This window comes from Vreelandella sp. GE22, from assembly GCF_968212445.1.
In genome coordinates this window covers 457,153-482,955 of record NZ_OZ309110.1, presented here as the reverse complement: position 1 = coordinate 482,955, position 25,803 = coordinate 457,153, and the positions used below count along the sequence as shown (strand labels likewise).

Sequence of the window (25,803 nt, the reverse complement as noted above, 5' to 3'; positions counted from 1 at the left end):
ACTCGTAGCGGGGGTCTTTCGCCAAGGATGGCGAAAGTAGCGTCCAAGGATGGATTCACAGCGCCCCCGCGTAGAGTTGCTAAAGGCCGCCCACCCAGACATGCTTTAGCGCGTTTTGACAAAGCGCGTCTTAACTTGCGGTTCAATCATGACGCTCACCGCTCACCGTAAAATGCAGCTCTATGGCGCGCTGTTGCTACTGCCCGCCGCCGTGTTGCTGGGCTTATTCGCCTACCTGCCCACGATCACCACGGTGATCCAGAGCCTGTTCCTGCCCGGCTTTCGCGGCGCACCCGCCGAGTTCGTGGGGCTGGAGAACTACCAGTACCTGTTCAACGACCCCACCTTCTGGAAGGTGGCGCGCAACAACCTGATATATGCGCTGGGCACCATTCCCACCTCCATCGCGCTGGCCCTCGTCATGGCGCTGTTCGTCAACGGCCGGCTGCCCGGCCGGGGCCTGGTGCGCATGGCTTACTTTACGCCGACCATTTTGCCGATGATTGCCGCGGCGAATATCTGGATGTTCTTCTACGCCCCGCAGATTGGGCTGTTCAACAAGCTGCTGGGCGCGCTTGGGTTTTCCGGGGCGAACTGGCTGGGCGATCCGAGCCTGGCACTGGGCTCGATCATCGTCATGTCGGTGTGGAAAGAGGCGGGCTTTTTCATGATCTTCTATCTCGCCGCCCTTCAAGCGATCCCGCCGGAGCTGAAAGAAGCCGCGGACCTGGAAGGCACCAGCCGCTTTAGCTACTTCTGGCGGGTGACGTTTCCACTCTTGATGCCCACCACCCTGTTCGTGCTGATCAACGCGCTGATCAACGCCGTACGCGTGATCGATCACCTGTTCATTTTGACCAAGGGCGGGCCCAACAACGCCACCAACCTGCTGCTCTACTACGTGTACGAGAACGCCTTCGCGTTTTTCGACCGCACCACGGCGGCCACGATCACGGTGGTGATTCTCGTCGTACTTGCCCTGGTGGCCACGCTCAAGTTCACGCTTCTTGACCGCAGGACCCACTACCAATGAGTACTTTTTCCCCATGAGTACGTTGACCGCCACCGCCCCTCGCCGCTTTGCAGCCGCCGTTTCCCTGGAAACTTTGGCCGCCTGGCTCTTGGCGCTGATCTGGATTTTTCCGCTGCTCTACGCGGTGTGGGCAGCGTTTCACCCGCCGGCGTTCGTGGTGCGCTTCGAGCTCTTCGCCCCGCTCACACTCGATAACTTCGCCACTGCCTGGGGCCAGGCGCCGTTCGGGCGCTACTACCTCAATACCTTTTTGCTGGTCACCGGCGTAGTAGCCGCGCAGTTCGTGGTGTGTACGCTGGCGGCGTTCGCCTTCGCGCGCTTTCCCGTGCCGGGCAAGAACGTGCTGTTCATGCTGGTTCTGATTCAGCTATTCGTGTTTCCCGAGGTGCTGATCGTGGAGAACTACCGCTTGGTCAGCGGCCTGGGGCTTCTGGATACCATCACCGGTATCGGGCTGCCTTACGTGGCCAGCGCCTTCGGTATCTTCTTGCTGCGCCAGACCTTCAAGACCATCCCCCGCGAGCTCGAGGACGCCGCCCGTATCGAAGGCTGCAGCTGGCTGGCCGTGCTCTGGAAAGTCTACGTGCCGCTGGCCAAGCCCACCTACCTGGCCTACGGGCTGGTATCGATCAGCCACCATTGGAACAACTTCCTGTGGCCGCTGATCGTGACCAACTCGGTGGAGAGCCGCCCGCTCACCGTGGGCCTTGGGGTGTTCTCGGCGCCGGAAACCGGGGTCAACTGGGCCACGGTGAGCGCGGCCACGCTCCTGAGCATCGCGCCGCTTTTGATCGCGTTCTTGCTCTTTCAGCGCCAGTTCGTGCAGTCGTTTCTGCGCGCGGGGATTCGCTAGGCGGGCGCTGCCGCTGGTTTTCGTGCGACAATTCTCGGCAACGGTCAACGAGCGAGGAGAGAGCGAGGATGCACGGCGAATCCAACCCGGCGGCGCTGAAGGTGCTGCAGGAAGTCTTCGGCTTCGAGGAGTTTCGCGGCCCGCAGCAGGCCATCATCGACCAGGTAAGCGCCGGCGGCGATGCGCTGGTCCTGATGCCCACCGGCGGCGGCAAGTCGCTTTGCTACCAGATTCCGGCGCTGCTGCGCGAAGGCACGGCCATCGTGGTCTCGCCTTTGATCGCGCTGATGCAGGACCAGGTCGCCGCACTCGTTCAAAACGGCGTGCGCGCGGCGTATCTGAACTCGAGCCTCGATTTCCAGGACGCCATGGCGGTGGAGAACCAACTGCGCGCAGGCGAGCTGGATCTTCTCTACGTCGCCCCGGAGCGCCTGGCGATGCCGCGCATGCAGGCGCTTTTGGACCAGGTACCGATCGCGCTGTTTGCCATCGACGAGGCCCACTGTGTGTCCCAGTGGGGCCACGATTTTCGCCCGGAGTACCGCCAGCTCTCCCAGCTTCACGAACGTTTCCCGAACGTGCCGCGCATTGCGCTGACCGCCACCGCGGACGTGCCCACCCGCGGCGATATCATCGAGCATCTCAAGCTCCAGGACGCGGCGCTTTTCAATAACGGCTTCGACCGGCCCAACATTCGCTACCATATCGCCGAAAACCTGGGTAACGCCCGCGAGGCGCTCTTACGCTTCATTCGCGATACCCACGACAATGAGGCCGGCATCGTTTACTGTCTTTCCCGCAAAAAGGTGGAAGAGACCGCGGCCTGGCTCGAGCGCCAGGGGCTGACCGCCCTGCCCTACCACGCGGGCCTGCCCCCGCAGCAGCGCCAGGACCACCAGAGCCGCTTTCTACGCGAAGACGGCGTGGTCGTGGTGGCGACCATCGCCTTTGGTATGGGCATCGACAAGCCCGACGTGCGCTTCGTGGCGCACCTGAACCTGCCCAAGAGCATCGAAGCCTACTACCAGGAGACCGGCCGCGCCGGGCGCGACGGCCTGGCCGCGGATGCCTGGATGTCCTACGGGCTCCAGGATGTGATCACCCTGCGCCAGATGCAGCAGGACTCCAGCGCCGGGGACCAGCAAAAGCGCATCGAGCAACAAAAACTCGACGCCATGCTGGGGCTTTGCGAGATCATCACCTGCCGCCGCCAGGCGCTGCTGCGCTACTTCGGCGACCAGCTGGACCAACCTTGCGGCAACTGCGACAACTGCCTGACCCCGCCGGACACCTGGGAGGCCACCGTGGCCGCGCAAAAGGCACTGTCGTGTGTTTTTCGCACCGAGCAGCGCTTCGGCGTGACCTATCTCGTGGATGTGCTGCTGGGTAAATCAAGCGAACGCATCAGCCGCTTTGGCCACGACCGGGTCAGCACCTTCGGTATCGGCAATGAGCTTTCCGCCAACGAGTGGAAGGCGCTTTACCGCCAGCTGATCGCCAGCGGCTACCTGAGCGTGGATATCGAAGGCCACGGCGCCATTCACCTGACCGCCAAAGCCAAGCCGGTGCTGCGCGGTGAAGAGGCGCTGACGCTGAGAAAACCCGCGAAAACCAAAGCCACTCGCCGCGGCAGAAGCGGCGCCCCCGCCCAGGGCCACGGCCCGCTGTGGGAGGCACTTCGCAGTCATCGTAAACAGCTTGCCGACGAACAAGGCGTGCCAGCCTATGTGATCTTCAATGACGCCACGCTTAATGAGCTGACCGAGCAGCAGCCCCAGGACCTGGCGGCGCTGGGCGGCGTCACGGGCATCGGCGCGCGCAAGCTCGAGGATTACGGCGAGGGGATACTGGCGGTGATCGACAAGCACCGCGGCAGCACCCCGGCGGCAAGCGTCGGCGACAGCGCCCGGCAATCCGCCGAGATGCTTGGCCAAGGGATATCGGTCGACGAGATCGCCACAAGCCGTGGGATCACCGTCAACACCGTCTACCGCCACCTGGCGGAGGTAATCGAAAGCGGCGCGCTGGCGCTTAGTGACGTGGTGGCGCTGGACCCCGCCGATCTGGAACGCATTGAAAGCGCGTTTCGAGCGCACGCGGGCCAGGGGCTCCGGGCAGTATTCGACGCCCTCGAGGGTCGCTTCGACTACAACGTGCTGGCCTGCGTACGGGCGGCGATGAGCGCCTGATGCGGGTCAGTGCGCACGGATTGAGCAAAGGAAGAAACGATGCGTCAACAACAAGACCCTGCCCACCAGGACTGGATACTCACCATCGGTCAACGGGAACTCGTGGTCCACCAGCGCTACGAAGTCCTCAGTATCGTCAACGATGTGTTGATCGGTATCTGGTTCGTGATCGGCAGTTTCTGCTTCTTTTACGAGGGCGCCGTGCAGACCGTCGGTGTCTGGCTTTTTCTGATCGGCAGCGTGCAGTTGCTCCTTCGCCCGCTCATTCGTCTGCACCGCTACATCTACTTCAAACGCCTGCCCGACACCGACCACGACGCCTGATCAAGGCTCGATCTCGTCGAACGCTTTGGGGTAGCGGCGCTTCGCCTTGATCAGACGCGCGATGGTGATGAAGTTGGTGATCACCACCAGCGCCTCCGCCAGCGTGCCGCCAATCGAGCCGATCAGCAGGTTGTTCATCATCCAGCTAAACGCCGCCAGCCCCAGAAAGACCCGCAGCATGACGCCCCGCAGCAGAAACATGCCAAGCGTGCCCAACAACATCGCCACCACGGCGAAAATATCCACGTAGCTTTGCCAGGTCAACGCCGCTGCCACGGCGCTGGCAACGAGCACCCCGGCCATGACCGCAAGGCTTCCGGGGTAGCGCCGGGCCAGCGCAATACGCAGAATCACCATGGCCGTCAGCGCCGCCGCAGTCCAGCTGCCCAGAAAACCAAACTGCAGCATGAAGGCGACGTTGGCCGAGATGAGCAGCACCATCAGCTTGTCGTCGTCTTTATTGGCAAACGCCAGCACGCACAGTACGAGCGCCACCAAACCAAAAAACTGGCCCGCCAGGGCCAGTACGTTCACGTTGTCCAGCATGTCATTCCTCAAGGCCTGCAGGCGGGGTCAGCACTGTTGGCGGTTGATACCGTGGCGCAGGCGCAGGTAGGCCCGTAGGCGGCGCGCCAGCACGTCGACGCCGATGTTGATGAGTGCGGTGATCAAAATCAACACCATGGCGCGATCAAAACGGATTTCCTGGATGGCGGTGTCCACGTAAAAGCCGAGCGTGGCGATACCCAGAATCCCCAGAATCGCCGTTTCCCGCAGGATGATCTCCCAGCGGTAGAACAATAGCGCCAAAAAGGGGCCATAAAGGCGCGGCACCATCTCGAAGGCGTAGCGGTCCACGCCCCGCGGCGCGTCCTGCCTGAGCGTTATCTCGTTGCTGCGCCGCCCGATCAGGTGCGCGATGATCCCGCCATTATGCAGCGCCAACGCCACCACCGCGGGCAGCATGGAAGGCCCCCAGAGCTGGAGCAAAATGAATGCCAGCATGTACTCCGGCGTCGAGCGCATCACCACCAGCACCCCATGGCCCACCGTGCCGCCCGGGCGGTTCGTGAAATGGCGCGAGATCACCGGATACAGCAAAAGCGCCAGCGCCCCGGTCGCCACCAGCGCGATCTGAGTGAGCAAGAGCGTATTCCAGATGCCCGGCAGCGCCTGGTTCACAAAGAGCTGACTGAGCCACTCCCAAAGCGCCCCAAGGCCTTCGCCCCGCCTAAGCGGCGCGGGCACGATATCCTCGGTAAAAAACCGCGTGACGTTCGACCACATGATGGGTAGCCCCGTGCCCAGCAGAAACGGCGCGGCCAGCAGATAAACCGGCAACAGCCGGGGGCGCACCCACCATCTGAGCGTGCCGATCAGCACGTAGAACGTGAGCAAAAGCGCCCCGACCGTCGGGTAGTGGCCCTGGGCGAACGCCGCCATCAGGTGGTAGCCGATGGTCGGCATACCCACGAACCCCAGCACCGCGCTGGAGCGAAGCCCGCACTCGAGCCGATACGCCGTATAGCTCACCAGATGCGGCCAGGCCTGGCTTACCCGGGCGTAGACGAGTCTCGAGAGCCGCCCGGTTTGGCGCGGCAGCACCTCGCCCGGCAGCGGGTCGGTCTCGTCGAGTATTTCGGCGTACACCTTGGCAAATATGCCCGCGTAGGGGATGGCGATAGCCAGCACCCCGGTAATCGGGTGCAGGCCAAAGCTTTGTAGAAAGATCAGCGCCCAGAAGAGCTCGTGGATGGCGCGAATGAAGGCGCTGAAGGTGCGCACCCACCAGTGGTGGAACAAAAGCGCCAGCCCCATGCCGGCAAGCGCCCCAACCCCCACGCCCACGAAGGCAAAGGCCACGGTACGCAACAGCGCCTCGCCAAGCGAGTCGACGCTGGTGAAATCCGGCTGGATCAGCCCGAGAAAGAGCTGGCCAAGCGAGCGCCAAGGGTCGTGGGCGCTGATCTCGAAATCACCCAGTAAAAGGCATGCCAAGGCCAGTAGAATAAAGCCCAGCGTGACGCGGGTCGTGGCGCGAAGCAGCATCAGTAGAGATCCTGAAGCGACGCGCTACTGAGCGTCTCGCTGGGCGCATCGATCACCACGGCGCCGTTTTTGAGCCCGACGATGCGCGTGCAAAAGCGCAGCGCCAGCTCCAGGTCGTGCATCGCCATCACCGAGCACGGGTAGCCCATGGTCAGCTTGCCCATGACCGAGCCTGCCTGGGGGCCGTCCAGCGCCGAGACCGGCTCGTCGGCGAGCAAGAGCGCCCCTTGCTGGTAGAGCACTCGCGCCGCCGCCACCCGCTGGCGCTGCCCGCCGGAGAGCTCGCCGCAGGGCGTCCAACGCTTCTCACTGATGCCGACCTCCTCGAGCAGCGCAACGATCTCGTCGATGTCGCGCTTGAAGGGGTTGGCCAGGGTGGCCAGGTTGCGCCACCACCGGTGGCGGTCGAGCCGGCCCATATAGACGTTGTGAAACACCGAGAGCGTATCGACCAGCCCCAGCGCCTGGGGCATCAGCGCCACCGGCTGTGACCGCCAGCGGTCATACATCAACGACAAGAGCGTGGACTTGCCCGCCCCGCTCTTGCCCACCAGCGCCACGTGTTCGCCTTGCGCCACGCCGATCGACAGCGGCCCGAGCACCCGAGTGGCACCATAGTGCGCCTCGGCGTCCTGTAAAACGAAATCGCTCACCCTTACAGCAGGTCCAGCGAGACGGCCACGTCATGAATCGGCTGGAAATCCTCGTTCGAGGCGGGAATGAAGCCCGAGCGCGGGAAGCTCGCCAGCAGTTCCGGGTCGTCCATGTCCAGAAGCGCTTGTTGGAGGCGCTCGGTGAAGCCCTCGCCGAAGCGCTCGTCCACGTCGCCGCGCACGGTCCAGTGGTAATCCGGATAGGTGGGGGATTCCCAAACGATCTGCACCTGCTCCGGGTCGACGTTGCCCTGCTCCACCTCGTTCTCCCAGGCGGTGTAGCTCAAAACCCCCGCCTGATACGCGCCGGACTGCACCAGCGATACCGTGCGGCTGTGGTTGCCGCTGTAACCCACGCGGGAGAAGAGCTCATCCGGCGAGGCACCCAAATCCCGGGTCAAAAAGTACTCCGGCATCAGCCGCCCGGAGGTCGAGCTTTGCGAGCCAAAGGTAAAAGTCAGCCCCTCGAGGGCTTCCGGCGCGGTGTCGGATTCCACCGGCTCGATGCCGGTCGAGGCGTTGGCGATGAAATAGCTCTTGTACTCCGGGTCCTCGACGCCCTGGGCGATCGCCTGGGAGCCCGGGACCCGCTCGCGGGCCTGCACGCCGGTGAAGCCGCCGAACCAGGCCAGCTGCACCTGGTTGTTGCGAAACGCGGTGACCGAGGCGGCGTAAGAGGTCACCGGAATGAAGCGCACGTCGACATCGAGTTCTTCGGAAAGATAGTCGGCGACCGACTGAAAGCGCTGCTGCAAGCGCGTTTCGTCCTCGTCGGGAATGGCGGTGAAGACCAGGGTGTCGGCGGCGGCCAGCGGCGAGGCAAGCGCTAACAGTACGGCCGCACGGGCCAGCAACGGTTGGCGAGACATGAGAGCATTCCTTTTTATAGTGAAGTATTACGTTGATAAAAAACCGGCGCCCAATGCGCCGAAGAAAACCTCGTTGCAGCATAGCAGCTTTAAAAGCCCACAAGGGTCTGGGGTGTTTAAGAATGCGTACGCTATCGCTTAACTTTTACTTGCGATAGCCGCTGATGTTCACTGCTATACAGCTACCACCATCGAGAGGAGATAATCACCATGTCCGACGTACCCGCCGCCTACCGGGCGAGTCGAGGCTCGATTCTGGACGTCGATACGGCGTTTTATGATCGCCTCACCGAGCGTGCCGGCGCCCGCGAGCAAATCGCCGACCTGACGGTGCCGATCCGCGACGGCCTGGCCTGGAAAGTGCCCGCCGGCCACGTATTTCGCGTCAAGATCACCGACGGCCCCCAGGTGGGGGACTTCAACCTGTGGAACCTGCACAACCCGCGCGAGCGCATGTGGGCCTCGCGTACCCGTCAGCTCCAGCGCGCCCACGTCAGCACCTACGACCGCCTCTGGTCGACCCTGCCTTACCTTCGGCCGATGGCGACGATCATCGACGACACCCTGAGTGAGTACGGTGTCGACGACGAAGGCGGGCGCGTCCACGACCTGCTGGGCACGCGCTGCGACCCCTACGTCAATCACCTACTCACCGGCGAAGACTTCGACTTTCACTGCCACTCGAACCTGGTGCGCGCCGTCGAACCCTGGGGGTTGACCGAATTCGACGTCCACGACGTGCTGAATATCTTTCAGTGCACCGGGCTCAACCGCGATGACAAGTACTTCATGAAAGCCTGCCCCGCCCGCCAGGGCGACTACCTGGAGTTCTTCGCCGAGACCGACCTGCTCTGCGCGCTGTCGTGCTGCCCCGGGGGTGATCTCTCCGTCGATCTATGGGGCGAAAACGCCCGGGATCCGCTGCAGACTTGTAACCCGCTGGGCGTGGAGATCTACCAACTCGACCCGGCACTGCTGAAAGACTGGCAGTCCCCCGAGCCGGCGCCTTACAAGGGTCGCCACGGCCGCCAGGCGCCCGGCGTGGATTGGGCGGCCATCAAGCAACAGGGCGAGTAAACCGTCACCTCCGGCCGCGTTTTTAGCGGCCGGAGAAGAAGACGTACTGGCTATCGTCCAATGTCACAAGGTTGTAAGGTAACGGTCCTACTCTGGACAGCGCCTACCCCCCCTCTGGAGATGTTTCGATGCTCGAACGCTCACTCTGCACTGCCATTACGCTCTCTACGTTGGTTCTGTCGGCCGCGGCCCAGGCCAACGACACGCTGACGCTCTACACCAGCCAGCCCCAAAGCGACGCCCAGCAAACCGTCGACGCCTTCATGGAAGCGAATCCCGACATTGAGGTGGAGCGGGTGCGCGATGGCACCACGCGGTTGATGACGCGCCTTCGCTCGGAGCTTTCCGCCGGGGTGAGCAACCCGGACGTGCTCTTGATTGCCGACAGCATGACCATGGAGTCCTTGAAACGCGACGGCCACCTGCAGCCCTACGAGAGCCCCGAGCGCGACGCTTTTGATAGTGAGCTTTTTGATCCGGAAGGCTACTACTACGGCACCAAGCTGATCACCACCGGTATCGTCTACAACACCGGGGCCGAGGAGCAGCCGACCAGCTTTCAGGATTTGACCCGCCCGGAATACGAAGGTCTGGTGACCATGCCAAGCCCGCTTTACTCCGGGGCGGCGCTGATTCACATGGCAGCGGTAACCGACCACCCCGACCTGGGTGAGGCGTATTATGAAGCGCTGCGCGACAATCGTGCCGAGGCGCAAAGCGGCAACGGCGGCGTGTTCAACGCGGTCGCTGCGGGCACCAAGGCCTACGGTATCGTGGTGGACTTTCTGCCGATTCGCGAAGCCGCCAAGGGCTCGCCGGTCGAGTTCGTGTTCCCCGAAGAGGGTGTGAGCGCGGTAACCGAGCCGGTCGCCATCATGGAAGGCGCCGAGAACGTCGACGCCGCCCAAAAGTTCGTCGATTTCGTACTCTCGCAAGAGGGCCAGGAACTGGTCACCCGCCAGGGCTACCTGCCCGCCCGTACGGATATCGAGGCGCCGGAAGGCTTCCCGGCGCGCGACACCATCGAGCTGATGCCCGTGGACACCGCCCAGACCCTCGAACAGGAAGAAGCCTTGAAAGCGCGCTTTAGCGAGCTGTTCGGCGGCTGATGCGGGGAACATTCGCCCCCCGCGCCGGTGGCCAAGAGCGCGGGCTGCTAACGCTTTTAACGCTTACCGTGGTACTGCTGAGCCTGGTGCCGAGTGTGCGACTACTCATCGAGGCGCTGGGGGATCTGACGCAGGGCAGCGAGGCGCCGCTTTGGCGCGTCGTGCAAAGCGCCGCCACTTGGCGCGCGCTTTGGCATAGCGTCTACACCTCCGGGCTCGGCATGCTCATTGCGCTCACGCTCGGCAGTTTGTTCGCCTTCGTGATCACGCTCACCGATATTCGCGGCAAGGCGGCGCTGGTGTTCTGCTTCATGCTGCCCATGATGATCCCGCCTCAGGTCACGGCGCTCGCTTGGCTGCAGCTTTTTGGCCCGGCGAGCCCGCTGCTCAAGAGTATCGGCATGGCCCCGCCCCTGGGTAGCCCCCAGCCGCTCTACTCCGCCGAAGGCATTGCGCTGCTGCTCGGCATTCAAAGCGCGCCGCTGGTCTTTCTGGCGCTGCGTACCTCGCTTTTGTCGCTGCCCCGCGAGCTGGTCGAGGCCGCCCGCATCAGCGGCGCGCGCCAGTCCCAGGTGTGGGGGCATATCGTGCTACCGGTCACTCGCAGTGGGCTGGTCGCCGGGGCCGCCATGGCGTTCATCTCGAGCCTTGGTAACTTCGGCATCCCCGCCATGCTGGGGATTCCCGCGGGCTACTACGTGCTGCCCACATTGATCTATCAGCGCATGGCGAGCTTCGGCACCGGCGTGCTTTCCGAGATGGCGGCGCTTTCGCTTTTGATCGGCATCGTGGCGTTGGCGGGGGTGGCGCTTCAACAGCACTTCATGGGCCGTAGCCGTTACGGGCTGACCGGCCATAGCGGCCGCGCCCACGATTTCGCGCTGGGCCGCTACCGCGCGCTCGTCACCACGCTCCTCGTCGCAGTCCTGCTGGTGATTCTCGTCGCCCCGCTGGCAGCGCTCGTGGTCAGCTCCCTGGTGCCCGCCCTGGGCGTTCCCCTCGACGCGACCACCTTGACTCTTGGCGCCTACGTGGAAATTCTCAGCCGCCAGGGGGTGACCTGGCGGGCGGTGAGCAACAGTTTGTGGCTCGCCGGCGGCGCCGCGCTGGTATTGATGGCGGTGAGCCTGCCGCTGGCCTACCGGCTGCAGCGCCTGCCGCCCAGGCTTCAAAACCTGACCCTAAGCGCGGTGGAGCTGCCCTACGCGCTGCCCGGCGTGGTACTCGCCATCGCCTGCATTCTGCTGTTCGTGCGCCCGATTCCCGTGGTGAACGTGGCGCTCTACGGCACGCTGGGGCTGATTTTCATCGCCTATCTCGCGCGCTTTCTGGTGGTGTGTTTGAAGCCGGTGGCGGCAAGCCTGGCCCAGCTCGACTCCTCGCTTGAAGAAGCCGCCCAACTGGCCGGCGCCGGCCCCTGGCGGCGGCTTAGTACGATCATTTTGCCGCTGGTGGCGCCGGCACTGTTTGCCGGGGGGCTGTTGGTATTTTTACTGGCGGTCAACGAACTCACCGTCTCGGCGCTTTTATGGAGCGCGGGTAACGAAACCCTGGGCGTGCTGATTTTCAACCTGGATGAAGGCGGCGAGAGCGTGCTGGCCTCGGCGGTATCGGTGCTGGTGGTGGGCATGGTCGCCACGCTGATGCTGTCGCTGAGCCTGCTGGCCCCCCGCTTACCCAAAGGAGTCATACCATGGCAGCGCTAACCATCGAAGGCGTCAGCAAGTATTTTGACGCGCACGCCGCCGTGGACGAACTTTCGCTGGCCGTCGAACCCGGCGAATTCGTGGCGCTGCTCGGCCCCAGCGGCTGCGGCAAGACCACCATGCTGCGGATGCTGGCCGGCTTCGAGCAGCTCACGCGCGGCGAAATCCGCCTGAACGATACGCTGCTGGCAAGCCCGAGCCACCACGTGCCGCCGGAGCAGCGCCAGATGGCGATGGTGTTTCAGTCTTATGCGCTATGGCCGCACATGAGCGTAGCGGACAACGTCGGCTACCCCTTGAAGCTCAAAAAAGTGCGCGGCGAGGCGTATAAACGCCAGGTCGAGCAGGCCCTGGCGTTGGTGTCGCTCGAGGATTACGCCACCCGCACGCCCCAGGAATTAAGCGGCGGCCAGCGCCAGCGCGTAGCCCTGGCGCGCTGCTTGGCCACCGACCCGGCGGTGGTACTGCTCGATGAACCCTTGGCCAACCTGGATCGCCACCTGCGCGCCGCCATGGAGCAGAGCTTTGCCGAATTTCACCGCCGCACCAGCGCCACCCTGGTCTACGTGACCCACGACCAGAGCGAGGCGATGGCCCTGGCGGATCGCATCGCGGTGATGCGCGACGGTAAGCTCGTGCAGTGGGCCACCCCGGAAACCCTCTACCGCGAGCCGCGAAGCCAGTGGGTGGCAAGCTTTATCGGCCAGGGGAGCCAACTGATGATGGCCGCCGGCGCCACGGGACAGCGCCTGCAAGCGGACGATATTACTCGGGGCATGAGCGCGGGTGAAACCGAACGTACCCAGCCCGTGCTGGTGCGCCCGGAGCATGTCCGCATCGAGTCGCACGCGCCTACCGCCAGCGATCTAACCGCCCGGGTCGAGCACCAGACCTTTCGCGGCGAGCGCTTCGAGCTGCACCTGCGTCTTGCGGATGACAGCACGCTCATGGCCTATCACCCGCACGCGCTCGCCCCGGGTCAGCAGGTGGCGCTCACGCTGACCCAGGGGTGGTGTCTGGAAAGGGATTAGCGCTCATCGCGCGGACGAGCAAGCTTCTTGCGCCGCTGCTCGGCGCGCTCGAGGGTGGCCATTTTTTCCGGGCGCTTCATGGCGGACCACGTACGGATCTCTTCCATACTGCGCCCGCAGCCGATGCAGAGCTCGCCCTGAAGCTTACACACGGCGATACAGGGGCTTTCGATCTTCTGAGCCATCAGTGACGCGGGCCTCAAACATAAAAAAGCGATCCTACCGGTATCGTTGCCACGCCAGCAAGGCGATAGGCAACAGCGCCACCGGCAGCAGTAGCGCGTTGAGCGCCGCCCAGCCGAGCGTACTCACCAACGGCCCCGCCAGCAGCGCCGAGAGCGCGACACAACCAAACACCAGAAACTCGTTGGCCGCTTGCACCCGCGCTTTCTCTGCCGGGCGGTGCGCCTGGCTCACCAGCCCCGTGGCCGGCAGAAAGGTAAAGTTCCAACCCAAGCCCAGCAGTACCAGCGCCAGGTTGAACCCGGCAAACGTCAGCGAGTACTGGGCGGCCAGCGTGCTCGCCGCCAACAGCAGGCAGCCGATAACGATCACCGCGCGAGCGCCCACCCGGGCAATCAAGGGGCCGGTGAAAAACGAAGGCGCGAACATCGCCACCACGTGCCACTGAATGGTCATGGCCACCTGGTCGAAGCCGTGGCCGGCGTGGGCCATGGCCAGCGGCGTCGCCGTCATCGCCAGGTTCATCACCGCGTAGCCGACCATCGCCGAAACGACCGCCACAACGAAGGCGGGCTGGCGCAAAATCGCGCTCAGCGGGCGCTGCTCGCCTGCGGGTGCATGTTCAAACGCCACCGGCAACCGGGTGACGAGCAGCAGGCAAAGCGCCAGCACATAGAGCACGGCCAGGCCCGCGAAGCTTGCCAGAAACGCGGTATCAAAGAGTTCGCGGCTGAACCGGGCAAGCCAGGGGCCGATGAACGCGGCCAGCAGCCCGCCGCCCATGACGAGCCCCAACGCGCGCTCGCGGTGGCGCGCCTCGGCGGCCTCAAGCGCAGCGAAGCGGTAGAGCTGCCCAAAGCCGAGGCCCACGCCGATCAAAAAGGTCGCGAGCAGGAAAAGCGGAAAGTGGCCCACCCCGAGCGCGACCATGGCCACCCCGGTGCCCGCAAGCCCGACCAGATTGCCAAGCACGAAGCCGCGCTTACGCCCGAGCCGGCCCATTACGAGCGAAGCGGGCACGGTGGCGCACATCAAACCGATCCACTGGCTGGCCACCGGCGACGTGGCAAGCGCTGGGTCAGGGGCAAGTGCGGCCCCCACCAGCGGCGAGACGGCAATCAAGAGGATGTTGCCACTCACCAGCAGCGCCTGGCACAGCGAAAGCAGTACGACCGTCATGGGCATGCGGCGCCTCCTTGAGGGATCGCGTCGCGGCCGTGGTGAAACCGCTGACGATAGACCGAGGGCGAAACGCCGTAGTGGCGCTCCGGCGCGTTAGCCACCAGCATCAGGCGGTATAGCAGTGCGGGGGTTAACCGATAAGGACATCACGGCGTGAGCGAAAGTGCCTGGCGCGCGTCAGCAAAACGGCTTTTTAACGCATCGACTTCCTGCTGCACACGGCGCTTCTCCTCCTCGCTCCCTAGCGCGTCAAGATTGGCGTCGACGTTGAGCAGCACGCTTTGAACGGCCGCGCTGAGCAGGTGCGCCCCGGCGGTGGCGTCGCTTTCAAACTGCGCCTCGATTTGCGCCGTGATCTTTTGACCAAGCGCCAGCGCCTCGACGCAGCACCGGGCGGTTTCCAGCGGTACTTCGACAGCGCGGCTAGCGGCCTTATGAATGGCCTTCTTCCGGGCGCGCTGCTCGTCGTCGGTGTCCTTGGGTTTTTGCAGCGCGGCCATCATCGCCTCGAACGCGGCCACATCTTCGTCGGCCAGCGGCGCAAGCGCCCGCTTGAGCGCCTCGCCTTGTTCGATCAGCGCGGCGTGCGCAGGGCTTGGCTGGTGCTTTTGGCCCAGATGCAGGCCCTTGAGCATCAGCGCCAGGCCAAAATCTGCCGTCACGCCGGCCGCCGCGCCACAGCCTGGCATGGGCGCGTGAGCCAGGCCGTCGCTAAAGTCCGTCAGGCGTTTTGACCAGAGCCCGGCGTGTTCTGCGTTATGGGTCATGAAAATTCCTCGAGGCGGCCCGCGCGGCGAACTCCCGCGAGGGTATCGGGTCTTATTGAGTGGACTTTTTTAAGGTTACTTCATTTGCCCAGCATGTGGAGAAGCGTTCAGGTAGTATCTTGAATGTTGACACCGTTTAATACGTTTCCATGGACGCTTTTTTACAAGGAGTCTCACTCTTGACGACGTTTAGCGATACCCCCGCCGCCACCGCAGCCGAGCTTTATGAGCGCGTAATAGCCACCGCCGATCAGGAAGGCGAGCTCGAGTGGCCCCGCGCCGACGTACAGCTCGATGATGCCAACCAGACGCTGATCTGGACGCTTTTCGACTACGGCAACCTGACGCTGACGCTTTCCAAAAACGACGACGAGTGGCTGGCGATGACGCCCATCACCCCCGTCACCAGCGTAAGCGATAACGCCGCCCTCAACGAAGAGCTGCTACGCCAGGGCTTGGCGCTTCCGCTGGCCTCCGTCGGTATCGTCGAGATCGACGGGTACGATTACTACGTGGCCTATGGCCAGCTGTTCGGTGACTCGAGGCTCGCCTCGATCTGCGCCGAGCTTCACGCCACGGCGAGCGCGGCGATGGAAGTGGCCAGGCTCATCCAGCTACATTTTTCCAACCCGGCACGTTAAACCCAAGGAGTTCCCATGCTGAACAAGATCATGACGGCCCTTCGCGGCAAGGCCCACGAAACCGGCCAAGCGGTGGTCGATTCCCAGGCGCTACGCATTCTGGACCAGGAAATTCGCGACTCCGAACAACACCTGAAAGACTCCAAAACCGAGCTTGCCAGGCTGATGGGCCAGCGCCAGATCAACAGTGACAAGGTCGCCACCCTCGAAAACAAGATCGGTGAGCTCGAGCAAAGCGCCACGGCGGCCCTCGATAAAGGCGAAGAGGAGCTCGCCACCGAAGTCGCCGAGCGTATCGTGGCGCTACAGGACGCACTGGACGCCGAGCAGCACATTGTGGGCGAGTTCGATACGAGCATCGAGAGCCTGCGCGGCACGATCCGTAACACCGAAAACCAGCTGCGCCAGCTCAAGCAACAGGTCAGCGTGGTCAAGGCGACCGAGTCCGCCCAACGCGCCCAGTCCGCCGTGGCTGCGCGCCATTCCGGGCAGAATAGCGCCATGGGCAGCGCCATGGAGTCTCTGGAGCGAATTCGCGAGCGCCAGGCGCTTGATTCTGCGCAGATGAAAGCCGCCGAGCAGCTCTCCAACGAGGAGAGCGGCGCCTCCCTCGATACCCGCCTGAAAGCCGCCGGTATCGGCGCCAACGAGCGCAAGGCCGACGACGTGCTGGCTCGCATCAAGGCCAAGAAGAATACCCCACAAGCATAACCGGCAAAGCGCCCGCCTACGGGCGGGCCTGTCCTCAAGGAGCGAGCAGTGCCTATTCTTGTGCGCCTTTTGAAGGCGCTTCAAGCCTCGACCATCAGCGTGAGCTGGACCTTTCTCTTTCTGATGGTGGTCGGCCATTCGGCGCTTTCCTGGGCCGTCATGGACTATGCCGATGAAGCGGTGGCAAGCTCTTTCCGACTATGGATGTATTTCTATGTCACCACGACCACCACCGTGGGATATGGCGATTTCAGCCCGCAAACGCCTCTCGGCCAGTGGACCGCCACGCTTTGGGTCATTCCCGGCGGTATCATCTTGTTTGCGGCATTCATCGGCAAGGCCACGGCCAATATCAGCTCAACATGGAGAACGCTGGTGCAAGGTAAAGCGAACTATGCGGGCCTGACGGGCCATACACTCGTGATCGGCTGGCACGGCGAGCCCACAGCCAATATCATCCGCATCCTGCAGGCGGACCCTAACCTTCCGGACGATATCGTGCTTTGCGTCGCCACGGATATCGACAACCCCTTGCCCGGCAGCATCAAGTTCGTCAAGGGCGAGAGTTTTTCCGACCCTGAATTGCTGGACCGCGCGGGCATCAAGGGCGCCAGCCGTATCATCATCTACGACAAGGTAGATGAGCGCGTAGCGACCATCGCGCTTTCGGTGTTTGATCAAAAATCGCCGGAGTGCCATATGGTAGCCCACTGCGACAACCCTTCGACTGCCAACATGTTGCGCCGTACGTTGCCGGGTATCGAATGCACCCAAGGCCTTTCCATCGAAATGCTGGTACGTTCGGCGACCGATGCAGGCATCAGCCGGGTAGTCAACGAGCTGCTGGCCATCGGCCAGGGCGCCACCCAGTTCCAGGCCTGCCTGCCGATGACCTTGTCGAATGAGCAGAGCGTGCGCTACGGCGATCTGATGGCCCAGGCCAAGGCCCACAACAACGTGACGCTGCTGGGCGTCTGGCGCCCGGCCAGCGACGAACACCAGCTGCTGAATCCGCCCGCCGATTTTGCCGTAGCGGCGGGCGACACCCTTTACTACATGGGGGATAACCGCTTGAGCGACAGCGACCTTGTCGCCCTTTTCCAGGCGGCTCTAGGGAGAGATAACTGATGTTCAAGACCTTGAAGAACCTGTTGGGCAACACCGAGAACGCCAACGAATCCGAGAGCGGCTCCACCTTCAGCGCGGGCTTGCCGATCGGCATGTCCTCCGACGACTTCGCGGGGCTTCGCCTGGACGGCCGGGTGCGCCTGGATCTCAACGAGCTGGGCGCGTTCCCGGACACGCTCTTTAGCTGGGAAAGCGACCAGGACTATCATATCGCCGCCGTGGGCCACATAGAGCTTGGCCAGGGCGCGCATCTGGTGCGTTTTTATCTGGAAAACGATACCTGGCTTCAGGCCAACGTCGAGAATCAGCGCGTCGTCGAGTATAAGCTGTTCGACTTTTACCGCGTGAGCCACCTTTCCGATGTGGAGTTCGACGCGCTTTTGAACCCGGAGGATAAGGCAGCAAGCCCCTTGGGCGCCAAACAGTTGACGATCGAGTCGACCGGCGACCAGACCGAGCGCCGCTTCGAGCGCCTCTGGGGTGAGCCTTCAAGCGATTGGTCGCCGCCGGTGCAGTTCGAAGAGCAGGTGATGACCATCGAGAGCGTGATGACGCGCCAGGTCGTGCATCACGCCATGCTGTTCGAGCGCCCGATCGAGGGCTCCGAGCGCATGGAGTACGTGCTCATGAGCGCCGAAAACGACGAAGAAGGCAGCTTCATGCTGGTGGAAAACCTGGGCGTTGACGTAGCCTCGATAGATATTGATGCTATTTGACCGCCAAGCCTTTACTCTAATCCAAAGGCCAGGATCCACTCGCTCACAAGGAAGACTCGACCATGAATTATTTGCAGGGCTTGCCCCACTTTTTAGGCTATTTGATCGGCGCGCTGATTTTGCTGGGCGCCTTCATGTACTGCTATAGCCGGATTACCCCGCACAAGGAGTGGCAGTTGATCCGCCAGGGCAACGCGGCGGCCTCTACGGCCTACGCTGGCTCCATTTTGGGTTTCACTCTGCCGCTTTACAGCGCCATGGCGAACTCGATCAGCTTTATCGATTTTCTGCTGTGGGGCGTAATCGCTTTTGGCGTGCAGCTGGCCACCTTCTTTGGGCTGAAAGTCGTGCTCAAAAATCAGGGGGAGAGCCTTTCGACGCATATCAGCGAAGGCCATATGGCCTACGGCATTCTCGTTGGCAGTATTTGCATTGCGGTCGGTTTACTCAACGCCGCCTCGATGACGTGGTAAGGAGCTTCTCATGACCCAGCATGATCAAACGTCCCACCTCCCTCAGCGCAAGCGCAGCCTGCGTCTTTCGCTTGCGCTGATGGGCGCCGGCGCCTTTACGCTCACCGGCTGCGGCCAGTCCGAGGAAGTCACCGACGTGAGCTTCGATAGCCCCCGCAGCTACCAAAGCGTCGACGAGTGCGTCGCGGCGAACGTCTATACCCAAAGTGCTTGCGAGGAGTCTTACGAGGCCTCGCTCGAGGAAGTGCCGCGCTTTGAATCCATCGAGGCCTGCGAAGCCGAACACGGCGAAGGCGCCTGCGTCGCGCCGACCGAGGAGCAGGCCCAGGCCGCCACCGGCGGTAGCGGTGGCGGCTGGTTCATGCCCGCCATGATGGGCTATATGGTCGGTAACATGATGTCGCGCACCAGCCGCGGCGCCACCAACCGGGGCCTTTACCAGGAGCCGGTTTATCGTAACCGGCAAAACCAGGGCAATTGGAACACGGCGACCAACCAGGCAAGCCAACGCGTCAATCAGCGCCAGCAAACCATGCGCACCAGCGCCACGCAGAACCGCCAAGCCACCCAGCGCAGCGGCTTTGGCTCGCGCTCCTCGGCGCGCGGCGGCTGGGGCTCTTAAAACCGTCATGTTGAGAGTCGATATTGCCGAACGCCCCCAATGGAAAACCCTGGCCGATGAGCTGGGGTTTCATTTTCATACCATCGACGGCGAGCCCTACTGGAAAGAGAGCGCCTACTACCAGTTCACCCTGGAGCAGGTGGAACGCGACATCGAAGCGCCCACCGAGGAGCTTCACGAAATGTGCATGGCGCTGGTGGACAAGGTCTGTCACTCCAACGCTCTGATGCAGCGCCTGGCGATTCCTGAGTTCATGTGGGACACCATTTTTGAGTCCTGGCGCGCCGGGCAGCCGCATCTCTACGGGCGTATGGATTTCGCCTACGTCGGGGCAGGCCCGGCGAAGCTTTTGGAGCTCAATTACGATACGCCGACCTCGCTCTATGAGACTGGGCTTTTTCAGTGGGTGTGGCTCGAGCAGGCGATCCAGCAGGGGCTCATTCCCCGCCAGGCCGACCAGTTCAACTCGGTCCACGAGCGTTTGATGGGCGCCCTGGCCCATATCGGTCAGCGCCTCGACGACGCCACCCTCTACTTCTCGTGTATCAAGGACAACGTCGAGGAGCGCGCCACGGTTCACTATCTACAGGATATCGCCGTGCAGGCAGGGCTCAAGGCGCCGTTCATCCACACCGAGGATATCGGCTACCAGCCCGGCGGCGACTACTTTTTGGATATGGACGATGCGCCGATCGGCGCTCTGTTCAAGCTCTACCCCTGGGAAGAGCTGGCGCTTGAAGACTTCGGCAAGATGATCCCCAAACTTGCGACCCACTGGTTCGAACCGCCCTGGAAGGCGGTACTCTCCAACAAGGGGATTTTGCCGCTTTTATGGGAAGAGTACCGTAACCACCCCAACCTGTTGCCCGCCTACTTCGAAAAGCCGGGCGAGTCGCCGCTGGCGCCGGGCTGGGTGCGCAAGCCGTTTTTCTCCCGCGAGGGTAGCAACGTCGCGATGATGACCGATAAAGGCGAGTTTGAAGAGGTCAGCGGGCCCTACGTGGATAGCCCCTGGATTCGCCAGGCGTACCACCCAATGCCGCGCTTTGGGCAGTATCACGCCCTGGTGGGGAGCTGGGTCATCGGTGATCGTGCCTGCGGAATGGGCATTCGCGAGGATGTGGGGCGCATTACCAAGGATTCCTCTTGCTTTGTGCCCCACGCGATCATTTAAAAAGCGACAGCTTAAGCGGCCGTGGCGTCCTGTAACGGGTGCTGGGCGGATGAACGACCCGCCCAGCCCGGTAGACGTTTAGCTGCCGTTTCAGCTTCCGGCAGTACGAAGTCGCGCGCTCCTACCCAGCAAAGCGGCTCGCAGAGTTTGACCTCCTTCAACGCGCTTCCCCTTGAAAGGCGCAACAGGTAGTCGTCGCTTTCCGTAGGGTGCCAATGCGACAAGAGCTCGTAGGGCGCTTGTTGCGAACGTCGAGCGGCGATAACGCCCAGAGCAGGCTCGCTGTAAAGCTCCACGATATGGGCGACCCCCTTCTCCTTGAGCGCTTGATACGTAACCACATCAAGCGGCGTGGTCGCGATGGCCGTGATGTCGTCAGGAAGCGCGGGCAGGCGCTGGACAAGCTGGCGCCAGCGCTGGCTATCGGTGGCGATGATATCGCCGGCGTTGAGTTCCCAAAGAGCCCCCGCGCTATCGAACAACGAGCGTGTCTGCCAGTTCGCCTCCTGAGGTAGCAGGGCGCCCAGCATAAAGCCTGAAACGGTCTGCAGAGAAAGCCAACTGATCAGGGTGCGCTCGCTGGACTCGGGCAAATCCAAAAGCGCCTTTAACGCCCTGGCTTCCTGATGGAGGGCCGCCCCGGAATGGCGGTAAGGGCGCTGCAATCGGTTACAAAACGCACCCGTGGTCGCATCAAACAGGTTCAAATAGTCGATCTCGATGTGTCCTGCCAGCGCTGTTGCCCACTCACTCAACGTAATGGCGGTATCCGAAAGCGCTAACTGGCGCGAGCCGAACAGATGCTCGAGCGCATGGGCCAATCCGACGCGTTCCGGCGTGCCCACACAGGGCAGCATGTCCGTATGCTTCGCCTTATGATGCTGGGCCGCGACTGCCCGAAGAACGCACAAGGTTGTCTCGTGGGAAAGTGACAACATGACTGCTTCCTCTGCAAGGATGTCTATCTGACCCTTTACAAGCTACCCAGCTGTATCACTTTTGTCAAAATAATTACACTTAGTGTACATTTGTTAAAATTCAGTAAATTCATGAACCTCTGTGATTTAACTCTCTTTCACAGCAGCCGCGGTCGCTTACCCAATTTTGAAAAGGTCACCTTGTACAAGTTTTATAACGCATGTTATGAAAAAACCTTGCTCCAGATCATCGCCTCTTCCGGCTCTCTCCCTGCGTCAGGGCGAAAGCCATAGACAGGTGACCTGCTCTCCAGGACTCACCGCCTGGTGTGGATCGATCACGGCGAGGGCGTCCGCCTCCACGCAGGAGGAGAGCACGGAGGAGTCCTGGTCGGGGAAGGCGCTTGCTTCGATACCTGCCTCCGTAAAGGCCAGCTTCACGCGCATGTAGTGCTGGCGCGGGCCGGTGGTGGTCGAAAAGGTGGCGGTGGCGCTTAGCCGGGGCAGCGTTTCAAGCGCCGGGCAGTCGAGCAGCGCCCCCATCAGCGGGCGCAAAAAAAGCCACGCGCCCACGAAGCCTGACACCGGGTTACCGGGAAGGCCGACAAAGCGCGCAAAGCTTGCATCTTCTCGCGGCAGGCGTCCCAGCGCCAGGGGCTTGCCGGGGCGAATCGCCAGCCGCCAGAGATCCAGCCGCCCCAGCATCTGCAACGCGTTTTTGACGTGATCCTCTTCGCCCACGCTCACCCCGCCGGTGGTGATCACCACGTCACTCAGCGCGGCGGCCTCTTTCAAACACTGCTGCGTGCGTTCGGCGCTGTCCGGTACGCTTTCAAGCTGCACGACCTCGGCACCGAAGGTTTCCAGCAGGTGCTTGAGCATCGGGCGGTTGCTATTGTAAAGCTGGCCTGGCTTCAAGGGGGTACCGGGCTCGACGACCTCGTCGCCGGTCGATAAAAGCGCCACACGAGGTCGGCGCCTCACTTCGACGTGCGCGATACCCTGCCCCGCCAGATGGCCCAGCGCCGCGGCGTTCAGCCGGGTGCCGGCTTTGATCAATGTGGCGCCCTTGGCGACGTCGCGGGCGCGGCGGCGCACGCTATTACCCGGGGCTATGCCGGCGGGAATGCGCGCGCGCTCGTCGCCGTGCTCGCCGCCGCACTGGACCTCTTCCTGCATTACCACGCAGTCGGCGCCCTCGGGAAGCTCACCGCCGGTAAAGATGCGCGCGCAGGTGTTCGGCGCCAAAGGCGCGGCGGGGCTGCCCGCCGCAATACGCTGGGACACCGGCAGCCAGCCGCCGGCGTCCGCGGCGCGCAGGGCGTAGCCGTCCATGGCGCTGTTATCGAAGGCCGGCACATCCTGGGTGGCCACGGCGTCTACCGCCATTACCCGGCCGGCGGCGTTTGCAAGCGTGACGTGTTCGGCGCCAAGCGGGGTGACGTCGCTAAGCAGCGCCTTAAGGGCCTGCTCGATGGGGGCGAGTTCACCCATGCTGGCCTCGCCCGGGGATCACCAGGTTGGCGAAATTGCAGGGTTTGTGGCGGCTGTCGAGCTGTTCGGCCAAAAGATGATCCCAGCCGGTACGGCACGCCCCGGTCGAACCCGGCAAGCAGAATATGACGGTGGCGTTGGCAAGCCCGCCCACGCAGCGGCTCTGGATGGTGGAGCTTCCGATCTCGTCACCGCTTAGCTGGCGAAAACGCTCGCCAAAGCCCTGGATTTCCTTGTCGAAGAGTACACAGACCGCTTCCGGCGTGGAGTCACGCCCGGTAAAGCCGGTGCCGCCGGTGGTAATCACCACCTGGACCTCGGGCTCGGCGATCCAGTGCGCCACTTGGGCACGAATGCGGTAGGTGTCATCCGCCACGATACGCTTTTCAACCAGCCGGTGGCCGGCCTCTTTCAGGCGCTCTACCAGAAGCGCCCCGGAGCGGTCGCTCGCCTCGTCACGGGTATCGGATACGGTCAGCACTGCGATATTCAACGCCACCATCGTTTCCAAAGCGCTACTCCTTGTGCTCTTTTGTCGCCTGGCGGGCCTCCAGGGCGGCCAGCTGTTCCGGCGTTGCCTTGGCTTGGTAGAGCTCTTTCCACTCGCTGTAGGGCATGCCGTAGACGTGCTCCCGGGCGGCTTCATAATCGAGTGTCTCGCCGCGCGCCTCGGCGGCGCTCACCAGCCACTTGGAGAGACAGTTGCGACAAAAATCCGCCAGGATCATCAAGTCGATGTTCTGGACGTCCTTGTTGTCGTCCAGGTGGGTGAGGAGCCTGCGAAACGCGGCGGCTTCGAGCTCGGTCTGGGTCGTCTGGTCTAATTCGTTGAAGGCTTGCATGATATCTCCCGGGTGTCGGACGTTTCCCAGCATAGCAAAAGACACGCTTTAAAAACGCCTCCACCGCTGCGAATATGACAAACCCCGGGCACTCGCCGGCCCTGCTCGGGTCTATACTCAACGCTTGGCAGCGCCGCTTGCCGGGGGCGGGCTCACTCATCACGCGCAAGGCATTTCAATGATCGCCCAAGACGAACTGACCGGAATGATTTTAGCTGGCGGCGAAGGCCGGCGAATGGGCGGGCGCGACAAGGGCCTCGAGCCCTTCGAGGGCTTGCCGCTGTTTGCCCACGCCTTGACGCCGCTTCAGGGCCGTGTGGCCGAGATCCTCGTCAGCGCCAACCGCAATCTGGATGCCTATAAGCTGTTCGGCCACCGCGTGATCGAGGACGTCGAGCCGGGCTTTCATGGGCCGCTCATGGGGATCTACAGCGGGCTTTTAGCGGCGAAAACGCCGTGGCTGCTCGTCGTCCCCTGCGATACGCCGCTGCTGCCGGCGACGCTGGCCGAGCGCCTGAGCGCCGCGATCAGTGACGGCCACATCGCCGTGGCCTTCGATGGCGAGCGCCGCCACCCGACCGTGGCGCTGATCGCCACGTCGCTGGCGGCGGATCTGGGCGCTTTTTTGGCCTCGGGTGAGCGCAAGCTGGGCCTTTGGTACGAGCGCCACGGCGCCCATAATGTCGATATGGCGGATATCAAGGACGCATTCGTCAATCTCAATAGCGAAGCGGAGAAGCAGCACCTGGCGTTTGCCCGCGCCGAGTCGAAGGGGCGCCCATGACGTTCTCCTGCTTCGAAAACGATGCGCTCCTCGGTGTCGACCAGGCGCGCGAGGCGCTGGCTGCGCTGATCCCCCGCCAGGTGGGGGTGGAAGAAATCCCCCTCGATGAAGCCTTTGGCCGCCGGCTGGCCGCGCCGGCCATTGCCCCGCTCGACGTGCCCCGATACACCAACGCCGCCCTCGACGGCGTGGCACTTGCCTGGCCTGGCGAGGGGCAAGGGCATTGGCCGCTGGCGGGCAGCGCCTTCGCAGGCCAGGCGCTCGAAGGCGCGGTGGCGCCCGGCACCTGCGTACGCATCACCACCGGCGCGCCGCTGCCCACGGGCACCGACACCGTGATTGCCCAGGAGCAGCTCGATGAGCACGGCGCGGGGGTAACGCTCACCGCCGCCGAGCGCGTAACAAAAGGCCAGAACGTGCGCCTGGCCGGGGAAGAGATTGCCACGGGCTCCACCGTGCTAAGCGCGGGCACGCGTTTGGACGCCGCCGCGCTTGGGCTGATCGCCTCGCTCGGCTTTGCCAGGGTCAGCGTTTTCAAACGCCCGGTGGTCGCGCTTTTTTCGACCGGCAACGAGGTGACCGCCCCCGGCGAGGCGCTGGCCGAGGCGGGTATATATGACGCCAACCGCTTTGCGCTCATGGGTCTTGTGCGCGAACACGGCGCTACGCCGCTCGATCTGGGCATACTGCCCGACGACCCGGCGGCGCTTGCGAGCGCACTTGGTAACGCCGCCGGGCAGTGCGATTTAGTGTTGACCAGCGCCGGCGTGTCCGCCGGGGCGCGGGACTTCACCCGCACGGCGCTGGAAGAACTGGGCAAGCTGGTGTTCTGGCGCGTGGCGCTGCGCCCGGGCAAGCCGCTGGCCTGCGGCTATCTGGGCGATGATCAGACCCCTTTTGTCGGGCTTCCCGGCAATCCGGTGGCGGCCATGGTGACGTTTCATCAGTTCGTCGCGCCGCTGCTGTCACGCCTGGAGGGGCAAACGCCCGGCCCGGCCCGGCGCCTGACGGCGGTGCTGGACGCGCGGGTCGAAGGACGCCTGGCACGCACCGACCTGATTCGTGGGGTATACCGCTGCGATACCCAAGGCAGGCTTCGCGTTTGCGCGGTCAAAGCCCAGGGCTCGGGTATGTTAACCTCTATGGTAGCGGCCAACTGTTTGATCGAACTCAACGAGGCGCTCGAGGCCGCCGCTGAAGGCGAGATAGTCGTTATTCAGCCGCTTCGTTCGCCGCAATCGCCTACACTGCCCTAATTCACAGGCTTGAGAGATGG

28 protein-coding genes are annotated in these 25,803 nt (G+C 63.2%); 17 read left to right on the top strand and 11 right to left on the bottom strand.

Going from position 1 to position 25,803, the window contains the following annotated elements; genetic code table 11:
• Nucleotides 1-148: 148 nt before the first annotated feature.
• The 4 genes from ACWHRL_RS02370 (at nt 149) to ACWHRL_RS02355 (ending at nt 4,399) form a co-directional block, all read left to right on the top strand.
• The gene (locus ACWHRL_RS02370; RefSeq protein ID WP_447895077.1) at nt 149-1,033 is read left to right on the top strand and encodes a carbohydrate ABC transporter permease; all 885 of its coding nucleotides are present in this window, start codon (nt 149-151) and stop codon (nt 1,031-1,033) included.
• 13 nt (nt 1,034-1,046) lie between these two features.
• On the top strand, nt 1,047-1,886 hold the full coding sequence (locus ACWHRL_RS02365) for a carbohydrate ABC transporter permease (protein ID WP_447895076.1): 840 nt from the start codon (nt 1,047-1,049) through the stop codon (nt 1,884-1,886).
• Nucleotides 1,887-1,954: 68 nt separating this feature from the next.
• Nucleotides 1,955-4,075: a DNA helicase RecQ gene (recQ, locus tag ACWHRL_RS02360; protein ID WP_447895075.1), complete on the top strand. Its 2,121-nt coding sequence runs from the start codon at nt 1,955-1,957 to the stop codon at nt 4,073-4,075.
• A 39-nt stretch (nt 4,076-4,114) separates the two neighbouring features.
• Entirely contained in the window at nt 4,115-4,399 is a 285-nt protein-coding gene (locus tag ACWHRL_RS02355) for a YrhK family protein (protein WP_447895074.1), read from the top strand.
• On the opposite strand, the gene ACWHRL_RS02350 is transcribed toward ACWHRL_RS02355, so the two are convergent.
• From ACWHRL_RS02350 to ACWHRL_RS02335, 4 genes are read right to left on the bottom strand one after another with little or no spacing between them, the layout of a single operon-like run.
• Nucleotides 4,400-4,945: a YgjV family protein gene (locus ACWHRL_RS02350; RefSeq protein WP_447895073.1), complete on the bottom strand. Its 546-nt coding sequence runs from the start codon at nt 4,943-4,945 to the stop codon at nt 4,400-4,402.
• Nucleotides 4,946-4,972: 27 nt separating this feature from the next.
• Entirely contained in the window at nt 4,973-6,448 is a 1,476-nt protein-coding gene (locus ACWHRL_RS02345) for a PhnE/PtxC family ABC transporter permease (RefSeq protein WP_447895072.1), read from the bottom strand.
• Nucleotides 6,448-7,101: an ATP-binding cassette domain-containing protein gene (locus ACWHRL_RS02340; protein WP_447895071.1), complete on the bottom strand. Its 654-nt coding sequence runs from the start codon at nt 7,099-7,101 to the stop codon at nt 6,448-6,450. The genes ACWHRL_RS02345 and ACWHRL_RS02340 overlap by 1 nt, the downstream gene beginning before the upstream one ends.
• A gap of 2 nt (nt 7,102-7,103) precedes the next feature.
• Nucleotides 7,104-7,970 carry a putative selenate ABC transporter substrate-binding protein gene (locus ACWHRL_RS02335; RefSeq protein ID WP_447895070.1) on the bottom strand — a complete coding sequence of 289 codons (867 nt, stop codon included), beginning with the start codon at nt 7,968-7,970 and terminating at the stop codon, nt 7,104-7,106.
• A gap of 210 nt (nt 7,971-8,180) precedes the next feature.
• On the opposite strand from ACWHRL_RS02335, the gene ACWHRL_RS02330 reads away from it, so the two are divergent.
• The 4 genes from ACWHRL_RS02330 (at nt 8,181) to ACWHRL_RS02315 (ending at nt 12,893) form a co-directional block, all read left to right on the top strand.
• On the top strand, nt 8,181-9,047 hold the full coding sequence (locus ACWHRL_RS02330; protein WP_447895069.1) for an urea carboxylase-associated family protein: 867 nt from the start codon (nt 8,181-8,183) through the stop codon (nt 9,045-9,047).
• A 128-nt stretch (nt 9,048-9,175) separates the two neighbouring features.
• Nucleotides 9,176-10,156 carry an ABC transporter substrate-binding protein gene (locus ACWHRL_RS02325; protein ID WP_447895068.1) on the top strand — a complete coding sequence of 327 codons (981 nt, stop codon included), beginning with the start codon at nt 9,176-9,178 and terminating at the stop codon, nt 10,154-10,156.
• Nucleotides 10,156-11,862, top strand: a complete 1,707-nt coding sequence (locus tag ACWHRL_RS02320) for an ABC transporter permease (protein WP_447895067.1) — start codon at nt 10,156-10,158, stop codon at nt 11,860-11,862. Before ACWHRL_RS02325 ends, ACWHRL_RS02320 begins: the two co-directional genes overlap by 1 nt.
• Complete coding sequence (locus tag ACWHRL_RS02315; protein WP_447527669.1) at nt 11,850-12,893, top strand: ABC transporter ATP-binding protein; 1,044 nt, start codon at nt 11,850-11,852, stop codon at nt 12,891-12,893. The genes ACWHRL_RS02320 and ACWHRL_RS02315 overlap by 13 nt, the downstream gene beginning before the upstream one ends.
• Here the strand turns inward: ACWHRL_RS02315 and ACWHRL_RS02310 are convergent.
• The 3 genes from ACWHRL_RS02310 to ACWHRL_RS02300 all read right to left on the bottom strand — a co-directional run bounded on the left by ACWHRL_RS02310 (nt 12,890) and on the right by ACWHRL_RS02300 (nt 15,025).
• Nucleotides 12,890-13,078, bottom strand: a complete 189-nt coding sequence (locus tag ACWHRL_RS02310; RefSeq protein WP_447527668.1) for a DUF1289 domain-containing protein — start codon at nt 13,076-13,078, stop codon at nt 12,890-12,892. The two genes, ACWHRL_RS02315 and ACWHRL_RS02310, sit on opposite strands and share 4 nt — an antisense overlap.
• A 34-nt stretch (nt 13,079-13,112) precedes the next feature.
• On the bottom strand, nt 13,113-14,261 hold the full coding sequence (locus ACWHRL_RS02305) for an MFS transporter (protein ID WP_447895066.1): 1,149 nt from the start codon (nt 14,259-14,261) through the stop codon (nt 13,113-13,115).
• Nucleotides 14,262-14,404: 143 nt separating this feature from the next.
• On the bottom strand, nt 14,405-15,025 hold the full coding sequence (locus ACWHRL_RS02300; protein WP_447895065.1) for a cyclodeaminase/cyclohydrolase family protein: 621 nt from the start codon (nt 15,023-15,025) through the stop codon (nt 14,405-14,407).
• A gap of 179 nt (nt 15,026-15,204) precedes the next feature.
• On the opposite strand from ACWHRL_RS02300, the gene ACWHRL_RS02295 reads away from it, so the two are divergent.
• The 7 genes from ACWHRL_RS02295 to ACWHRL_RS02265 all read left to right on the top strand — a co-directional run bounded on the left by ACWHRL_RS02295 (nt 15,205) and on the right by ACWHRL_RS02265 (nt 20,490).
• Nucleotides 15,205-15,666, top strand: a complete 462-nt coding sequence (locus tag ACWHRL_RS02295) for a DUF2170 family protein (RefSeq protein ID WP_447895064.1) — start codon at nt 15,205-15,207, stop codon at nt 15,664-15,666.
• Nucleotides 15,667-15,681: 15 nt separating this feature from the next.
• Nucleotides 15,682-16,377: a PspA/IM30 family protein gene (locus ACWHRL_RS02290; protein WP_447895063.1), complete on the top strand. Its 696-nt coding sequence runs from the start codon at nt 15,682-15,684 to the stop codon at nt 16,375-16,377.
• A gap of 48 nt (nt 16,378-16,425) precedes the next feature.
• Nucleotides 16,426-17,505, top strand: coding sequence for an ion channel (locus ACWHRL_RS02285; RefSeq protein WP_447527662.1), 1,080 nt, complete (start codon nt 16,426-16,428; stop codon nt 17,503-17,505).
• Nucleotides 17,505-18,221 (top strand): DUF2491 family protein, encoded by a 717-nt coding sequence (locus tag ACWHRL_RS02280; protein ID WP_447895062.1) that lies wholly within the window; start codon nt 17,505-17,507, stop codon nt 18,219-18,221. Before ACWHRL_RS02285 ends, ACWHRL_RS02280 begins: the two co-directional genes overlap by 1 nt.
• A 62-nt stretch (nt 18,222-18,283) precedes the next feature.
• On the top strand, nt 18,284-18,694 hold the full coding sequence (locus ACWHRL_RS02275) for a DUF350 domain-containing protein (RefSeq protein ID WP_447527660.1): 411 nt from the start codon (nt 18,284-18,286) through the stop codon (nt 18,692-18,694).
• 10 nt (nt 18,695-18,704) lie between these two features.
• Nucleotides 18,705-19,316 carry a DUF1190 domain-containing protein gene (locus tag ACWHRL_RS02270; RefSeq protein ID WP_447527659.1) on the top strand — a complete coding sequence of 204 codons (612 nt, stop codon included), beginning with the start codon at nt 18,705-18,707 and terminating at the stop codon, nt 19,314-19,316.
• 7 nt (nt 19,317-19,323) lie between these two features.
• Nucleotides 19,324-20,490: a glutathionylspermidine synthase family protein gene (locus ACWHRL_RS02265; RefSeq protein WP_447895061.1), complete on the top strand. Its 1,167-nt coding sequence runs from the start codon at nt 19,324-19,326 to the stop codon at nt 20,488-20,490.
• A gap of 11 nt (nt 20,491-20,501) precedes the next feature.
• On the opposite strand, the gene ACWHRL_RS02260 is transcribed toward ACWHRL_RS02265, so the two are convergent.
• From ACWHRL_RS02260 to ACWHRL_RS02245, 4 genes are all read right to left on the bottom strand, one after another.
• On the bottom strand, nt 20,502-21,347 hold the full coding sequence (locus ACWHRL_RS02260; RefSeq protein ID WP_447895060.1) for a hypothetical protein: 846 nt from the start codon (nt 21,345-21,347) through the stop codon (nt 20,502-20,504).
• A 336-nt stretch (nt 21,348-21,683) separates the two neighbouring features.
• A complete protein-coding gene (locus ACWHRL_RS02255) occupies nt 21,684-22,901 on the bottom strand; it encodes a molybdopterin molybdotransferase MoeA (protein ID WP_447895059.1) in 1,218 nt (405 codons plus the stop codon).
• Entirely contained in the window at nt 22,894-23,403 is a 510-nt protein-coding gene (moaB, locus tag ACWHRL_RS02250) for a molybdenum cofactor biosynthesis protein B (RefSeq protein ID WP_447896143.1), read from the bottom strand. Before moaB ends, ACWHRL_RS02255 begins: the two co-directional genes overlap by 8 nt.
• A 13-nt stretch (nt 23,404-23,416) precedes the next feature.
• Nucleotides 23,417-23,743, bottom strand: a complete 327-nt coding sequence (locus ACWHRL_RS02245; RefSeq protein ID WP_447527655.1) for a DUF1244 domain-containing protein — start codon at nt 23,741-23,743, stop codon at nt 23,417-23,419.
• A gap of 178 nt (nt 23,744-23,921) precedes the next feature.
• On the opposite strand from ACWHRL_RS02245, the gene mobA reads away from it, so the two are divergent.
• Entirely contained in the window at nt 23,922-24,527 is a 606-nt protein-coding gene (gene mobA, locus ACWHRL_RS02240; protein ID WP_447895058.1) for a molybdenum cofactor guanylyltransferase MobA, read from the top strand.
• Nucleotides 24,524-25,783 (top strand): molybdopterin molybdotransferase MoeA, encoded by a 1,260-nt coding sequence (locus tag ACWHRL_RS02235; RefSeq protein ID WP_447895057.1) that lies wholly within the window; start codon nt 24,524-24,526, stop codon nt 25,781-25,783. The genes mobA and ACWHRL_RS02235 overlap by 4 nt, the downstream gene beginning before the upstream one ends.
• Nucleotides 25,784-25,803 lie beyond the last annotated feature (20 nt).

What these genes read in the sequence shown, in the direction of transcription:
- ACWHRL_RS02330 (WP_447895069.1), top strand. Translation starts at nt 8,181, where the DNA reads ATGTCCGACGTACCCGCCGCCTACCGGGCGAGTCGAGGCTCGATTCTG.
- ACWHRL_RS02310 (WP_447527668.1), bottom strand. Translation starts at nt 13,078, where the DNA reads ATGGCTCAGAAGATCGAAAGCCCCTGTATCGCCGTGTGTAAGCTTCAG.
- ACWHRL_RS02315 (WP_447527669.1), top strand. Translation starts at nt 11,850, where the DNA reads ATGGCAGCGCTAACCATCGAAGGCGTCAGCAAGTATTTTGACGCGCAC.
- ACWHRL_RS02275 (WP_447527660.1), top strand. Translation starts at nt 18,284, where the DNA reads ATGAATTATTTGCAGGGCTTGCCCCACTTTTTAGGCTATTTGATCGGC.
- ACWHRL_RS02280 (WP_447895062.1), top strand. Translation starts at nt 17,505, where the DNA reads ATGTTCAAGACCTTGAAGAACCTGTTGGGCAACACCGAGAACGCCAAC.
- ACWHRL_RS02355 (WP_447895074.1), top strand. Translation starts at nt 4,115, where the DNA reads ATGCGTCAACAACAAGACCCTGCCCACCAGGACTGGATACTCACCATC.
- ACWHRL_RS02255 (WP_447895059.1), bottom strand. Translation starts at nt 22,901, where the DNA reads ATGGGTGAACTCGCCCCCATCGAGCAGGCCCTTAAGGCGCTGCTTAGC.
- ACWHRL_RS02370 (WP_447895077.1), top strand. Translation starts at nt 149, where the DNA reads ATGACGCTCACCGCTCACCGTAAAATGCAGCTCTATGGCGCGCTGTTG.
- ACWHRL_RS02345 (WP_447895072.1), bottom strand. Translation starts at nt 6,448, where the DNA reads ATGCTGCTTCGCGCCACGACCCGCGTCACGCTGGGCTTTATTCTACTG.
- ACWHRL_RS02350 (WP_447895073.1), bottom strand. Translation starts at nt 4,945, where the DNA reads ATGCTGGACAACGTGAACGTACTGGCCCTGGCGGGCCAGTTTTTTGGT.
- ACWHRL_RS02325 (WP_447895068.1), top strand. Translation starts at nt 9,176, where the DNA reads ATGCTCGAACGCTCACTCTGCACTGCCATTACGCTCTCTACGTTGGTT.
- ACWHRL_RS02290 (WP_447895063.1), top strand. Translation starts at nt 15,682, where the DNA reads ATGCTGAACAAGATCATGACGGCCCTTCGCGGCAAGGCCCACGAAACC.
- ACWHRL_RS02300 (WP_447895065.1), bottom strand. Translation starts at nt 15,025, where the DNA reads ATGACCCATAACGCAGAACACGCCGGGCTCTGGTCAAAACGCCTGACG.
- ACWHRL_RS02335 (WP_447895070.1), bottom strand. Translation starts at nt 7,970, where the DNA reads ATGTCTCGCCAACCGTTGCTGGCCCGTGCGGCCGTACTGTTAGCGCTT.
- mobA (WP_447895058.1), top strand. Translation starts at nt 23,922, where the DNA reads ATGATCGCCCAAGACGAACTGACCGGAATGATTTTAGCTGGCGGCGAA.
- ACWHRL_RS02270 (WP_447527659.1), top strand. Translation starts at nt 18,705, where the DNA reads ATGACCCAGCATGATCAAACGTCCCACCTCCCTCAGCGCAAGCGCAGC.
- ACWHRL_RS02305 (WP_447895066.1), bottom strand. Translation starts at nt 14,261, where the DNA reads ATGCCCATGACGGTCGTACTGCTTTCGCTGTGCCAGGCGCTGCTGGTG.
- ACWHRL_RS02245 (WP_447527655.1), bottom strand. Translation starts at nt 23,743, where the DNA reads ATGCAAGCCTTCAACGAATTAGACCAGACGACCCAGACCGAGCTCGAA.
- ACWHRL_RS02235 (WP_447895057.1), top strand. Translation starts at nt 24,524, where the DNA reads ATGACGTTCTCCTGCTTCGAAAACGATGCGCTCCTCGGTGTCGACCAG.
- recQ (WP_447895075.1), top strand. Translation starts at nt 1,955, where the DNA reads ATGCACGGCGAATCCAACCCGGCGGCGCTGAAGGTGCTGCAGGAAGTC.
- ACWHRL_RS02260 (WP_447895060.1), bottom strand. Translation starts at nt 21,347, where the DNA reads ATGCTGCCCTGTGTGGGCACGCCGGAACGCGTCGGATTGGCCCATGCG.
- ACWHRL_RS02265 (WP_447895061.1), top strand. Translation starts at nt 19,324, where the DNA reads ATGTTGAGAGTCGATATTGCCGAACGCCCCCAATGGAAAACCCTGGCC.
- ACWHRL_RS02320 (WP_447895067.1), top strand. Translation starts at nt 10,156, where the DNA reads ATGCGGGGAACATTCGCCCCCCGCGCCGGTGGCCAAGAGCGCGGGCTG.
- moaB (WP_447896143.1), bottom strand. Translation starts at nt 23,403, where the DNA reads ATGGTGGCGTTGAATATCGCAGTGCTGACCGTATCCGATACCCGTGAC.
- ACWHRL_RS02365 (WP_447895076.1), top strand. Translation starts at nt 1,047, where the DNA reads ATGAGTACGTTGACCGCCACCGCCCCTCGCCGCTTTGCAGCCGCCGTT.